Raw genomic sequence first — 12233 nt, forward strand, 5'->3', positions numbered from 1 at the left:
TTGTCTATAGTCTACCATTTATCCCGGACAGAACGGAGTTGTAAAAAGAGGTTTTCTTCCTCGGAAACATCTGGCTCCCTAGTTTCTGTAAATAGATTTGGGGAAGAAACCTTCACTTGCTGCAATTGGAAGAATGGATTGATCTCCTTTTCTAATTTCCAGCGTGATAGGTAAGGGCTATCCGAAGAGTGTTCTTTTGCCACCACTTGGCTCACTGCATCTAAGCTAGCATTTGGGTTTACCTGCTTTGCAAATCGGAGATTGTTCTCCCAATAGTCATGCCCAGGGTAAAGGATGAGATCGTTTGGCAAAGAGTGCAACTTTTCTCGTAAGGTCCGATACAAAACCTTGGCATCCCCACCTCGGTAACAGTTTCCAACTCCGGCATTGAAGACAGTATCACCAGAAAACAAGCCAACTTTTTCGTTCGTCTGTTCTAATAGAAAACAATGGTGGCAAAATGTATGACCAGGAGTTTCGAGACTGCGAAGTTGGAAGTGACCTGAGGAAAAAACGGTCTCGCCATCTTGGATCGCTTCGTCCATTTCAGGAATGATGCCAAGTCCACCTACATGGGCTTTCACGATTGCACCGGTTTCTTTCTTTAGCTCTGCATTCCCAGCAGTATGGTCTTTGTGTTCGTGTGTATTTAGGATGAGCTCCAGTCGCAACTCGAATGTATGCAAAATTTCCAAGATTTGAGGGGCAGAGAAGGGATCAATGCAAACCGCTCGTTTATCTTTTTTATCAATGATCAAATAGGAATAATTACGTAGAGGTGAGTGTGTATAGATAGGCAACACACTCACCATGTTTTAATAGAGGATTCTCGTGCGAATCGAATGTGGGTGGGCTTTGATTTTGTTTTTTAGCTCGTCACCTAAGTTTTTGTCTATCTCCATCGAGAGATAACCAATATTAGCTGAGGTACTCAAGTTTTGTGTCAAAATATTTCCACCCATTTCCGAGATGATGTGGTTGATATCTCTTAGAAATCCAGGTTGGTTCTTGTGGATGTTGAGGATCCTGTGGTAGGAAGGTTTCAGATTGCCCAATTCAATATTGGGAAAATTGACAGCAAAGGTAGTAGAACCATTATTGATAAATTTCAAAAGTTTTTCTGCTACTTCGGTGCCGATATTTCTTTGTGCTTCCTCCGTTGAACCACCGATATGTGGGGTGAGGATCACATTTGGTAATCCTTGCAATGGACTTTTGAAAGGATCATCGTTGGATTTTGGTTCTTCTGGGAAGACATCGATCCCTGCTCCCGCAAAAATTTTGTTTTTGATCCCTTCGGCTAGAGCCTCGATTTCAACTACATTGCCCCTAGAAAGGTTGATGAGATAGCTTCCTTTTTTTACAAATGATAGGTGCTCTTTTTTGAAAAGATGGTAGGTCTCTGGAGTCTCTGGGACATGAAAGGTGATAAAATCAGAATTTGCGAGTAGAGACTCGTAGGTGGGTAGAGGGCTCGCATTCCCAAGAGGAAGTTTGGTCATGATGTCGTAGTAAACGACTTTCATACCCATGGATTCCGCAAGGACAGATACCTGAGACCCAATATGTCCATAGCCCACAATGCCCAGAGTTTTGCCTCTGACTTCAAAACAACCCTTGGCAACTTTATTCCACTTTCCGATATGCACATCTCTAGACTGGTCTGTCGCTTTCCTCGCTAACATGATGATCTCCGCGATCACGAGTTCGGCAACGGATCTGGTATTGCTATAAGGTGCATTGAAGACGGGAATGGCTCTGTTTTCTGCTTCTTCCAGTGCCACCTGGTTTGTACCAATGCAGAAACATCCAATGGTCAGAAGTCGACGAGCGGCTGCGAGAGCTTTGGGAGTAACGTTTGTTTTGCTGCGAATCCCCAATACATGGACCTCGGCGATTCGCTCCACCAAATCTTTTTCTTCCAATGCGTCTTTTTCCAGAGTCACATCAAAACCATCCCTCTGGAAGATGTCATAGGCATCTTGGTGGATGTTTTCCAATAGTAAAACTTTGATTTTTCCCTTAGGATAAGATTCCATATAGGAACAGCATTTTTTCCTTTGCGAAAGCTTGCACCTCGAAAAACATGAGATTGCAATGGAAAGAATCCTATTCGTCCTCCTCATTCTCTGCAGTTTCGTTTTGGGAAACTGCGCAAGCTCTCGGAAAAACGTTGTCCAGTACGAACCTACCTTGGAACAAATGGTGGCCGAGTCCGATGCACTCTGTTTGAAGTCCTATCTTTATTTCTTCTCGGGAAAGCCCTGCGTCAGCATTCGAGGGGAAAAGGACAACAATACAGGTTCCGTTCAATATTATATCAAATATGAGATCGGATCGTTTGATGTAGACCTTCCACTGGGTCTCTCGGTTAAATTGGGAGATGTTTGGTACAACCTAAGAAAATCAAATACCAATTACTCTGATACCATTACTGTCTCTGCCGTTCTAAACCCTGAAGAATTGCTTGCCTTTACAGCTGCCAATAAGGTGGAGATTGCCTATACGAACAGAGCTCGCACAGACCACTACCAGCTTTCCGAGACACAAACCAAATCACTTAAAGATTCTTTTGTACGGATCCAACGCCTGTTGGAATCGGAAAAGAAGATGCAGATTTTCAAGAAGTGAAACAAACCCCTTAAGAGTTTGTTTCAGGCCTCATTAAAGGAAATAAGATCGTATCACGGATAGAATGGCTGTCCGTGAAGAGCATCACAAGTCGGTCAATCCCTATCCCCAAGCCTCCGGTAGGTGGAAGACCATATTCCAGAGCGCGAATATAATCTTCATCCATCATAAAAGCTTCATCATCACCAGCCTCTCTTTGTCGAACTTGCTCCTCGAATCTTTCCTTTTGGTCAAATGGATCGTTTAACTCTGTAAAGGCGTTGCCAATCTCCCTTCCCGCAACATAGGGCTCAAAACGTTCCACATAATTAGGATCATCTTCACGAGATTTAGCTAGTGGGGAGAGTTCTTTCGGAAAGTCTGTAATGAAGATAGGTTGGATCAAATTTGGTTCGACTAGAGTGCTAAACACTTCGTCGCAGACTTTCCAAATGCTGACTGAATCATCTGCATCCACTTTGACAGATTTTGCCTTTGCCTTTGCTTCCTCAAGGGTTTTGACCTGGCTGAAATCAATACCAGAGTATTCTTTAATAATGCCGATGTAAGTAACTCGCTTCCAAGGTGCCGATATATCGATCATATCCTTGCCATACGCAAACTTTGTGCCTTTTCCAATCGCATTGGCTACACTGATCACCAAGCGTTCTGTTAGACTGAGCATCGTCTCCATATCTCCAAAGGCCATATAGGCTTCCATCATAGTAAACTCAGGATTGTGTTTTGTAGAGATACCTTCGTTTCTGAAATTACGGTTTAGTTCAAAAACTCTGTCCATTCCACCAACAATGAGGCGTTTTAAATACAACTCAGGCGCAATCCTCAAATAGAGGTTTAGGTCTAGAGTATTGTGGTGAGTCACAAAGGGCCTAGCTGCGGCACCACCGGCAATCGGTTGCATCATCGGTGTCTCTACCTCTAGGAATCCTTCTTTGCTTAAGAAACTTCTGATTTCGGAAACGATCTTACTGCGCAGTTTAAAAGTTTCACGAACATGGTCATTGACAACCAAATCCACATAGCGCATACGGTATCTTTGCTCAACATCGGAGAAGGCATCGTAGACTACTCCGTCTTTTTCTTTGACGACGGGAAGTGGACGAATACATTTTGATAGAAGTGTGACTGATGTTAGATGGAGCGTGGTCTCTCCTTTTTGAGTTTGGAAAAGCCAACCCTCTATGCCAATCCAATCTCCTAAATCCAGGCTTTTAAAGAGAGAATAAACCTCTTCTCCTAGATCGTCTCGAGTAGCGTACAGTTGAATCAATCCAGATTTGTCTTTTAAGTGGGCAAAGCTTGCCTTACCCATGACACGTTTTGCATGTAATCTTCCTCCCAATTTAAAGCTTTTCTTTTCGGTAGATTGGGGATCAAAATTAGCGATAAGACTCTGAGAGTCTGCATTTGGAAAAAAGCGCAAAGGGTATGGATTGACACCTTTGTTTTTTAAATCAGTGATTTTCTGGATTCTCTGTTGAATCAGATCATTTGTTTCTTTGAATTCATCCATTAAAGGATACCTCGGATTTTAAAATAAAGATAACGAACAAAGGGATGTACGACTTCTCGAAAACCATCTTCGGATAAAAACCAATTGGAGGCTGTGTATTCAGAAGGAAAGGAGTAAATGGAGATCTTTACTTGAAGGGAATTGAGATTCTTCTGAAAGATATCTCGATTCATCTTTGCATCATATTGTTTGCAAATGACCAATAGAGACTGCGCATTGTTGGTAACGAGTTGTTTTAAGATCAACTTTGCTGCTTCCTCGATCTCGCCATTCTTTCCTGGTGGGATAAAAAAGAATTCTACTAAACTAGGATCAATTTTTGCTTCCGATAGTTCACTGCTTAGGATTTGGGCTTTTGATTTAGCAGAAATTAGATGGTTTTGCGTCTTTTCTTCTTTGATGACCACTAATAATTTTTTGATTGTTTGCTTTTGGAAAAGAGAAGCGATCGCCAAAACTCCCTTTTTGCTAGGCAATTCACTGGCCTCGAGAACGGCATACTCTGATTTCTGGAAAGGATCGGATACAGAAAGGAAGTAGGGGCTAAGGAATAAAAAACCAAGCCCAATGAATAAAGGACTCAGAAAACCAAAGAGGATGAGTTTTAAGCGGTAAAACAGATCGGAAACTTGCATAAATGGTTTCGCTCTTACCTTACCCTTAGTACTCAGGCTAGTGACAAGAGAAAATTGAACTCCTTGACGAAAGCATGCTTTTCCCTATCTTGGCAAAAGTAAGAAAACACAAGTCGCTCGGATGGTGGAATTGGTAGACACGCTACTTTGAGGTGGTAGTGCCGCAAGGTGTGGGGGTTCGAGTCCCCCTTCGAGCAGTAATGGACTTCCTTCCTTCTTGATCCAATCCCAGTTTAGAGTTGTTTGTACATTTTTGCCTGTTTTTTGTCTTGGGGGTCGATTACGGCCTGTTCTGGATGGAAGACAATGTTCCAATACCGAATTCCATAAAAAATCACACCCATACACAAAACAAATAACAGTAGATAGGCGGAATATTCGGGAAACATAATAAACGATTCAGGATGGACTTGTATTTCTTTAAAGTGGGGGATTAGCATATACCATAGCACCGAGAGTGCGACAAAGCCAACACCAAACTTTCCCCACCAATTCGGTTTGCCAAGGAGCCCTCTTTTTAAGTAGAGAAATCCACCCAACCAAACTCCTAAAAGTTCTCGAATCAAGTAGATGCATAGGATCCAAAAGGGAAAACCAAAGTGGTACCATGCAATGAATAGACCACCTAAGGTCACAAACTTATCGCAGACAGGATCTAGATACCTACCTAAATTGGTTTCTTGTTTCAAAATCCGAGCAAAAAATCCATCAAAGAAATCGCTTAGGACTGCCGCCAAACAAAGGAAAATGGAAAGGTAAAAGTGGCTTAAGTCTTTAGGATTTTCGGCGTAGTACTTTGTAGAGATAAAGAAAAAGGGAAGCATTAGGACACGCGAAATGGAAAAAAAATTGGAAAGTGTAAAGATGCGATCTTCGAAAATCTCTTTCGCTTTTTTTCCTTGGAGGCTCATGAATACCTCTCCATCTTTTTAAAAAGACTGATTAGGGCAAGAAAACAAAACTTTTTGCAATTGACTACAAGTAGTCTTTAAATATTCTGACATACGAATCACGGAGTTGTAGCTCAGTTGGTTAGAGTGCCTGCCTGTCACGCAGGATGTCGCGGGTTCGAGTCCCGTCAGCTCCGCCATGGTTCAATCCACATACTCTTCTTTATCTTTCTTAAATAAGATCAGCCTTTCTTCTTCAAGTTCCCGGGCCACTTGCACAATTTTACTACGTGCTTCATTGATTTCTCGTAAGGTAACACGAGGTTTCATCTCAATTACGTCCAAAATGTCCGCTGCGCGGTTGGTGGACATATTTGCTAAAAATTGCGATCTGATTTCCTCACCCGCACCTCTGATTGCAAACGCAATGCATGAATCATCTGCCAAGCGATTGATCAATGTCCTCATTTCTTTTCCATCGAGGGCGGTAATGTCCTCGAAGGTATACAGCTGCTCTCGCACTTGGCTTGCGATATCTGGAGATTTTTCATCTAATTCTTGTAAAATGCTGGTTTCCAAACCTTTATCCATAAAGTTTAGAATGTTTGCCAAGACATGAGCACCGCCTGCCTCCGAATACTCTCGTTTGTCCCTTTCCTCATATCGCTTCTTTAAAATTTTAGCTATATTCTGCAAAACATCTGGGTGTGTCTGAGAAGTGGTTGCTAGTCGAACGGCAATCTGAGCTTGCTCTTGCTTAGAAAATTGTTTTAAGACTTCTGCAGCTTTTTTGGGATCCAGATGCGAAAGAGTAACAGCAATGATTTGGGGAGACTCCTCAGCTAGGATAGAATGTAAAACAGTAGCTTGGATCTGGTTTAAAAATTCAAAATCATTCTTTGTTTCTTCCTTATGGATTTTTTTAAGAATCACATTTGCCTTTTCTTGCCCAACCGATTTTTCCAAAAGGTGTTTGGCTCGGTCAATGCCTCCTTGTGCACCTTCTTTCCATTCTGTGATGGTAGCTTGGAATTCTTGCAAAACTTGCGCACGTTCTTCCTTGGAAATGCTTCGGATTTTTGACATTTCGAGGATCACTGACTCTAGCAATTTATCATCCAAATGCTTTAAAATTTCAGCGGCCTGGTCTTGGCCCAAAGAAAGGAGGAGTAGGGCGGACTTACGGATCCCAGAAGGAGAGGAACTTGTGGAAAAGGGGAGCATGTGACATAATTCTTTGATTTCTATGCTTATGTCAAAAAAAACTTAGGTAATGAGACAAAATTTTCTCAAGGAAGTCTCAAGTTCGTACGATACCCTTTGTAAGTTTCAAACAAAAAGGAAAGACCAGATGGATAAATCACACAAATTCAAAAATACCTTGGAGAGATACATTCACTACCGAGGCATTGATATCGTACTGCATTTAAAAGACGGCCAAGTCATTGAGTTGGACAAAAACCGCCAAATGGAGGACGATGTTGTGATTGGCAATCTGGCACAAGGTGTCGTTCGTATCCCATTGCAAGACATCCAAAAAGCAGATTTTTACGCGGCTTAAGTCCTAAACGGCCGTGAGAAGAGCCGGATTTTCTAAAACCAAACGAAGGGTTTTTAGAAATTCGGCACCCACTGCTCCATCAATAACCCTGTGGTCACAAGATAGGGTCAAAGAGATCACTCGACCAGCAACTACCTCGGCACCCTCAACTACGGGTTTATCTTCTATAGCTCCCACTGCCAAAATCGCACTTTCCGGCTCATTGATAATGGCTGTAAAGCGACTGATCCCATACATGCCTAAATTGGAGATTGTAAAGGTCCCATTGGAAAATTCTTCGGGTTTTAGCTTTCGGTCCCTTGCTTTTTTTGCTAATTCTTTGATTTCTGTAGAGATTTGAGCAATGCTCTTTTGGTCAGCATTCCGAATGACCGGTGTTAAAAGGCCACCATCCAAGGAAACCGCAATCCCTACGTCTATCCTTCCGTGTTGTTTGATAGACTCCTCCATCCAACTAGCATTGACTTTTGGGTGCAATTTTAGGGCATTCGCGACGGCTTTTGTGATGATGTCGTTTACCGAAACTTTCAATGGCTCTTTTGGGTTCTCTTGTTGGAAGAATTCGTTGATTTCCTTTCGAAAGCTTTCTAGGCGTTTGGCATTGATATCCGCATTCAAATAAAAATGGGGCAGATTTTGTTTGGAATCTGTCAGCCGTTTGGCAATCGTTTTTCTCATCCCACCTAGGGGGATAAGTTCATCTTGTTTACTGACGCCTATAGCAGCACTTAGGTGTGTAGGGCTACTTTGCCTAGATTGGATATAATCCAAGACATCTTTTTTGGTAATTCGTCCCATTGGGCCCGTTCCCAGAAGGGAGTGTAAATCAATTCCTTTTTCAATGGCAATTGACTTTGCAAGGGGAGAGGCTAAGACGCGGGCCCCGCCTCGCAGAGTGACGGGAACAACTTCTTTTGTTTCGATGGTGGGTGTCGTTTTTTCCTGGGCAAGGGAGATAGAAGTTGGAGCTACTGTTTCGGCAACGGGACTTGGCTTCGGCGCCTCTACTGTTGTCGCTGGAATTTCTTTTTTTTTGGCCTTGGCTTCTTGCAGTAAATCTTCGAACCCTTCTCCAGGTTTGCCAATAATCGCAAGTGCTTCCCCTACCTTAAGTTTGGATCCTTCCTTCTCTACTATCTTTAAAAGCACACCGGAATCATAAGCTTCCATTTCCATGACAGCTTTATCAGTTTCTACCTCAGCTAAGACTTCACCAGGGGAGATGGAATCACCTTCTTTTTTGATCCATTTAACAATTGTTCCTTCCGTCATTGTGGGAGACAGTTGGGTCATTTCTATTAGTTTTGCCATTTGTATTACCTATTTCAAAATCTCGCGAATGCTCTGGATGACACGCTCCACATTTGGGAGGGTTTCTCTTTCTAAATTGGCCGCATAGGACATAGGTACATCCCTTTGGGTGACTCTCTCTACTGGATGGTCCAAATAATCGAAAGCATTCTTTTGGATGAGGTATGCAATTTGAGCTCCAAATCCGGCAACAGGCCAACCTTCTTCGATAATGAGAACTTTGTTTGTCTTCTTCACAGATTCTAAGATCGCGGTTTCATCCAAAGGCCTAAGTGAACGTAAATCCAAGATCTCAATGCTGATACCTTCTTTTTCCAGTTCTTTCGCTGCTTCCTCTGCGAATAGAAAAGCTCTAGACCAAGTAACGATTGTTAAATCCGTTCCCTTTCTCTTGACTTCTGCTTTTCCGAGTGGAATACTAAATTCTTCTTCTGGGACTTCACCTTTTACCCCATACAATACTTCCGATTCTATAAAGATTGTTGGGTTATTGTCACGGATGGATGATTTGAGAAGGCCATAAGCATCTTTTGGTGTTGCCGGGGCTATGACTTTGAGACCAGGAACATGGGCATACCAAGATTCAAATGCTTGCGAGTGTTGCGCACCCAATCTTCCTCCCACTCCGCCCGCACCTCGAAATACAATAGGCATCGGAAATTGACCGCCGCTCATATAATTCATCTTAGCTGCCGAATTGATGATCTGATCTATCGCAACCAATGAAAAATTCCAGGTCATAAATTCTATGATGGGGCGAAGACCAACCATAGCCGACCCAACACCCACTCCAGCGAAACCATTTTCTGAGATAGGTGTATCGATCACCCTTGCTTCCCCAAATCGTTCTAACATACCTTGGGACACTTTGTACGCACCTTGGTAATGCCCAACTTCCTCTCCCATGAGGTAGATGGAAGGGTCTTTTTCCATTTCTTCAACCATAGCTCGGTTTAGAGCTTCACGGTAGGTAAGTATTGCCATCTATTTATCCTCCGCATAGACATGTTGGTAGAGTTGGGAGAGTGGTGGCTCCGGAGATTCTTCGGCAAAACGATAGGAATCATCTACTTGTGTCAGTATTTCCTGATCCAATTGGTCAAGGTCTTTCTCAGGCACTCCTGCTTGGATGAGTTCCGTTCTTGCTCTGTGCAATGGGTCTTTTTGTTTGTAACTTTCTAGCTCTTCTTTGGTTCGGTACTTTGCTGGGTCTGACATAGAATGGCCTCGAAATCGATAGGTAGAAACCTCGATGAGGGTGGGACCTTCCCCGCGCCTTGCTCTTTCCACAGCTACTTTCACATGGTCACGCACCTTTCTCACTTCATCACCTTCTATGTGGTCACGGGCAATGTCATACGCGACAGCTCTGATGGATACATCTTTCACAGCTAGGGCACGGTATTCAGGGGTTCCCATCGCATAATGGTTGTTTTCACAAATAAAGACTACCGGTAGTTTCCATATGGCAGCTAAATTTAGACCTTCGTGGAAGGAACCTATATTGGCCGCTCCTTCTCCAAAGAAACAAATGGTTACCGAATTTTCTTTTTTGTATTTGGAGGCAAAAGCGATCCCTGCAGCCAAAGAAATATGACCGCCAACGATGCCATGACCGCCCATAAAATGGGCATTTTTATCAAAAAAGTGCATGGAGCCACCATTGCCTTTCGAAATTCCTGTGCCTTTCCCGAACAATTCCGCCATAAGTGCGTTAATCGGCAAACCTCTTGCAATGGCATGTCCATGGTCTCTATAGGTTGACACAATGTAATCTAAGGGTGTAAGAGCAGCAATGGAACCAACCCCAACCGCTTCTTGGCCTATATATAAATGTAAAAAGCCGCCAATTTTACCTACGCTATAGGCTTTGGCAGCTGCTTCTTCAAATTTACGGATGAGTACCATCTGGCGATAGAACTCACGCAACTCAAGAATCGATTTTTGATCTTTAGGAATGGAAGAAACCAAATGAACCTCCGAAAACCAGCAAAAACTACCATATTTAGACGAGAATAGAAAGCAAAAATCTTGCGATATCTTATCCTATCCGAGATTCTTCCCATATAGCGTTATTTCATGAAAATTACTAGCAACGGCATCGAATTTCAAGACTTCCCAGAATTCAAACGATTTGTATTGGATTATGAATTGTTAGGCTCTGTCGCCTTAAGCGAACCCATTGTGGACAAAAGTGGTGGGATCCTACTGAAAGAGAAAGTAGCCATCAAAGAGAGTTTAATCAATAAACTAGAAACGATGGATGGGAAGTTCATTCCAAGCTTCAAATTGGCGATGTCCAAAGATCTCATGAAGATGCTAAAGACAGTGTTAGCCAAAGCAGTACTCAAACGTATCGAAGACAAATCGAATGAGTTCATCAAACACTTATATGAAAAAAATCCAGAGAAGATTGCTTCTTTAAAAGGCATCATTCAAAATTCTTTCTATACCAAATCTTTAGCTCTTTCTTTCTTTCGGATCCTTCTCAATGAAAAAGAATTTTTCAACCATTTAGCAGATATGGGTCTTTTGTCATTGGGTGCTGTGATCCAGAAAAACTACCATTTTAAGATGGTGAATCGTTATTCGTTTTTGGCAGGGATGTGTGCTGATATCTCAACATCTAGAGAGTATTTGTACCGCAAATCTTTGCTTGGACAGACCTTAACGCAAACCACAAGTCTGTCTTTGGAGATCACAAGAAAATTTGCTCTTCCGGATGAGATAACCTCTGCTATCAATGGACATCCCATTACAAATTTTGAAATTCCAAATGCAACCTTAATTGAAATCAATGTTAGCGACCTTAAAAACCATCCACTCAACCAAGAGTTGTTAAACGGAACACCGATGGAAGATGAATCCACCGACGAGGAGGAAGAGGCAACAGAATATTCGGAAGAGACTGCGGGAGTTGTACTTGCTGCCTTAAAGATTGCTCGATTCATCATGGAAAATTTAAAAGTGAGTGTAGATAAAGAACAAGTTTCGGAAAAGCTTCTTGTTATGTTTACCTACAATGCAGAAAAGGGGACCTTTCGGAAAGATATTGCTGATCCTATGATCAATAGGTTTACCGAATTTGACCTGGCCATCAAAAAGATTCGAGTCATTGCTGAAATTGAAAACAAATGTAAATTCCCTCCAGCTGCCTGGGCCTATCCAAAACCCAAAGCTGCACAAGTACTTTGTAAGGATAAGAACTATCAATGTCCGTACATAGTGAACGGCTGGGATTTAAAGATCATTTCTGCCCAGGACCCATATGGATATATCGGAACCACCCTTGGAGTGGGGACCTATCCTAAATGCGCTCTAGAGGAAGAGTTACAACAAAAAGTGAAATTTGATTAAAGGTGGGGACCAGCCCAATGGACATTGGACTGGTATTTTAGAAAAAGATTAAGGAAGTTTACCTTTTACTGCATCGTTAACAGCTTTTGTACCTTCTGCAGCTTTTTTCTTTGCTTCTTCTTCTGCAGCTTTTTTTGCTTCCAAAGCTTTTTTCTCTGCTTCAGACAATACTTGTTTCGCAGTGTCTTCTACAGTTGCAGGTGCGCTAGTCTCAGTCGCAGCAGGTGCTTCCTCTTTTTTGCAGAATGTAAGCCCAAGTGCTAAACCCAAACAGGTAGCGAACAGAATTGATTTTTTTGACATTTGTTTCTCCTTCGATGTCTTGAATGGACAAA

General features: G+C 42.4%; 13 protein-coding genes and 2 tRNA genes. 5 read left to right on the forward strand and 10 right to left on the reverse strand.

What is annotated here, in order from left to right; all coding sequences use genetic code 11:
• Positions 1–11 precede the first annotated feature (11 nt).
• Both DI060_RS02315 and serA read right to left on the reverse strand, forming a co-directional pair.
• Complete coding sequence (locus DI060_RS02315) at positions 12–812, reverse strand: hydroxyacylglutathione hydrolase family protein (RefSeq protein WP_108973287.1); 801 nt, start codon at positions 810–812, stop codon at positions 12–14.
• A gap of 3 nt (positions 813–815) precedes the next feature.
• Positions 816–2039: a phosphoglycerate dehydrogenase gene (gene serA, locus DI060_RS02320; protein WP_108973289.1), complete on the reverse strand. Its 1224-nt coding sequence runs from the start codon at positions 2037–2039 to the stop codon at positions 816–818.
• A gap of 58 nt (positions 2040–2097) precedes the next feature.
• Here serA and DI060_RS02325 point away from each other — a divergent pair, with 58 nt between their 5' ends.
• Complete coding sequence (locus DI060_RS02325; RefSeq protein WP_135354974.1) at positions 2098–2631, forward strand: hypothetical protein; 534 nt, start codon at positions 2098–2100, stop codon at positions 2629–2631.
• Positions 2632–2641: 10 nt separating this feature from the next.
• Here DI060_RS02325 and lysS read toward each other — a convergent pair whose 3' ends face one another.
• Entirely contained in the window at positions 2642–4144 is a 1503-nt protein-coding gene (gene lysS / locus DI060_RS02330; protein WP_108973294.1) for a lysine--tRNA ligase, read from the reverse strand.
• Positions 4144–4779: a hypothetical protein gene (locus DI060_RS02335; RefSeq protein ID WP_108973296.1), complete on the reverse strand. Its 636-nt coding sequence runs from the start codon at positions 4777–4779 to the stop codon at positions 4144–4146. Before DI060_RS02335 ends, lysS begins: the two co-directional genes overlap by 1 nt.
• Before the next feature lie 115 nt (positions 4780–4894).
• On the opposite strand from DI060_RS02335, the gene DI060_RS02340 reads away from it, so the two are divergent.
• Positions 4895–4976 (forward strand) — tRNA-Leu (locus tag DI060_RS02340).
• A 36-nt stretch (positions 4977–5012) separates the two neighbouring features.
• On the opposite strand, the gene DI060_RS02345 is transcribed toward DI060_RS02340, so the two are convergent.
• Entirely contained in the window at positions 5013–5690 is a 678-nt protein-coding gene (locus DI060_RS02345; RefSeq protein WP_108973299.1) for a CDP-alcohol phosphatidyltransferase family protein, read from the reverse strand.
• A gap of 102 nt (positions 5691–5792) precedes the next feature.
• Between DI060_RS02345 and DI060_RS02350 the strand changes: the two genes are divergently transcribed.
• Positions 5793–5869 (forward strand) — tRNA-Asp (locus DI060_RS02350).
• A 4-nt stretch (positions 5870–5873) separates the two neighbouring features.
• Here DI060_RS02350 and fliG read toward each other — a convergent pair.
• On the reverse strand, positions 5874–6893 hold the full coding sequence (gene fliG / locus DI060_RS02355; RefSeq protein ID WP_108973301.1) for a flagellar motor switch protein FliG: 1020 nt from the start codon (positions 6891–6893) through the stop codon (positions 5874–5876).
• Between the two features lie 127 nt (positions 6894–7020).
• Between fliG and DI060_RS02360 the strand changes: the two genes are divergently transcribed.
• A complete protein-coding gene (locus tag DI060_RS02360; RefSeq protein WP_108974003.1) occupies positions 7021–7230 on the forward strand; it encodes a hypothetical protein in 210 nt (69 codons plus the stop codon).
• A 3-nt stretch (positions 7231–7233) separates the two neighbouring features.
• Here the strand turns inward: DI060_RS02360 and DI060_RS02365 are convergent, their stop codons facing one another.
• The 3 genes from DI060_RS02365 to pdhA are packed head-to-tail and all read right to left on the reverse strand — an operon-like array spanning position 7234 to position 10512.
• Positions 7234–8541: a pyruvate dehydrogenase complex dihydrolipoamide acetyltransferase gene (locus DI060_RS02365; protein ID WP_108973303.1), complete on the reverse strand. Its 1308-nt coding sequence runs from the start codon at positions 8539–8541 to the stop codon at positions 7234–7236.
• A 9-nt stretch (positions 8542–8550) separates the two neighbouring features.
• Entirely contained in the window at positions 8551–9525 is a 975-nt protein-coding gene (locus tag DI060_RS02370) for a pyruvate dehydrogenase complex E1 component subunit beta (RefSeq protein WP_108973305.1), read from the reverse strand.
• Positions 9526–10512, reverse strand: coding sequence for a pyruvate dehydrogenase (acetyl-transferring) E1 component subunit alpha (pdhA, locus tag DI060_RS02375; RefSeq protein WP_108973307.1), 987 nt, complete (start codon positions 10510–10512; stop codon positions 9526–9528).
• Between the two features lie 108 nt (positions 10513–10620).
• On the opposite strand from pdhA, the gene DI060_RS02380 reads away from it, so the two are divergent.
• The gene (locus tag DI060_RS02380; protein ID WP_108973309.1) at positions 10621–11898 is read left to right on the forward strand and encodes a hypothetical protein; all 1278 of its coding nucleotides are present in this window, start codon (positions 10621–10623) and stop codon (positions 11896–11898) included.
• Between the two features lie 48 nt (positions 11899–11946).
• On the opposite strand, the gene DI060_RS19045 is transcribed toward DI060_RS02380, so the two are convergent.
• The gene (locus DI060_RS19045; RefSeq protein WP_209451973.1) at positions 11947–12201 is read right to left on the reverse strand and encodes a hypothetical protein; all 255 of its coding nucleotides are present in this window, start codon (positions 12199–12201) and stop codon (positions 11947–11949) included.
• Positions 12202–12233 lie beyond the last annotated feature (32 nt).

It is taken from the genome of Leptospira ryugenii (genome assembly GCF_003114855.1).
Lineage (GTDB): Bacteria > Spirochaetota > Leptospiria > Leptospirales > Leptospiraceae > Leptospira_A > Leptospira_A ryugenii.

What these genes read in the sequence shown, in the direction of transcription:
- DI060_RS02315 (WP_108973287.1), bottom strand. Translation starts at nt 812, where the DNA reads ATGGTGAGTGTGTTGCCTATCTATACACACTCACCTCTACGTAATTAT.
- serA (WP_108973289.1), bottom strand. Translation starts at nt 2,039, where the DNA reads ATGGAATCTTATCCTAAGGGAAAAATCAAAGTTTTACTATTGGAAAAC.
- DI060_RS02325 (WP_135354974.1), top strand. Translation starts at nt 2,098, where the DNA reads ATGGAAAGAATCCTATTCGTCCTCCTCATTCTCTGCAGTTTCGTTTTG.
- lysS (WP_108973294.1), bottom strand. Translation starts at nt 4,144, where the DNA reads ATGGATGAATTCAAAGAAACAAATGATCTGATTCAACAGAGAATCCAG.
- DI060_RS02335 (WP_108973296.1), bottom strand. Translation starts at nt 4,779, where the DNA reads ATGCAAGTTTCCGATCTGTTTTACCGCTTAAAACTCATCCTCTTTGGT.
- DI060_RS02345 (WP_108973299.1), bottom strand. Translation starts at nt 5,690, where the DNA reads ATGAGCCTCCAAGGAAAAAAAGCGAAAGAGATTTTCGAAGATCGCATC.
- fliG (WP_108973301.1), bottom strand. Translation starts at nt 6,893, where the DNA reads ATGCTCCCCTTTTCCACAAGTTCCTCTCCTTCTGGGATCCGTAAGTCC.
- DI060_RS02360 (WP_108974003.1), top strand. Translation starts at nt 7,021, where the DNA reads ATGGATAAATCACACAAATTCAAAAATACCTTGGAGAGATACATTCAC.
- DI060_RS02365 (WP_108973303.1), bottom strand. Translation starts at nt 8,541, where the DNA reads ATGGCAAAACTAATAGAAATGACCCAACTGTCTCCCACAATGACGGAA.
- DI060_RS02370 (WP_108973305.1), bottom strand. Translation starts at nt 9,525, where the DNA reads ATGGCAATACTTACCTACCGTGAAGCTCTAAACCGAGCTATGGTTGAA.
- DI060_RS02380 (WP_108973309.1), top strand. Translation starts at nt 10,621, where the DNA reads ATGAAAATTACTAGCAACGGCATCGAATTTCAAGACTTCCCAGAATTC.
- DI060_RS19045 (WP_209451973.1), bottom strand. Translation starts at nt 12,201, where the DNA reads ATGTCAAAAAAATCAATTCTGTTCGCTACCTGTTTGGGTTTAGCACTT.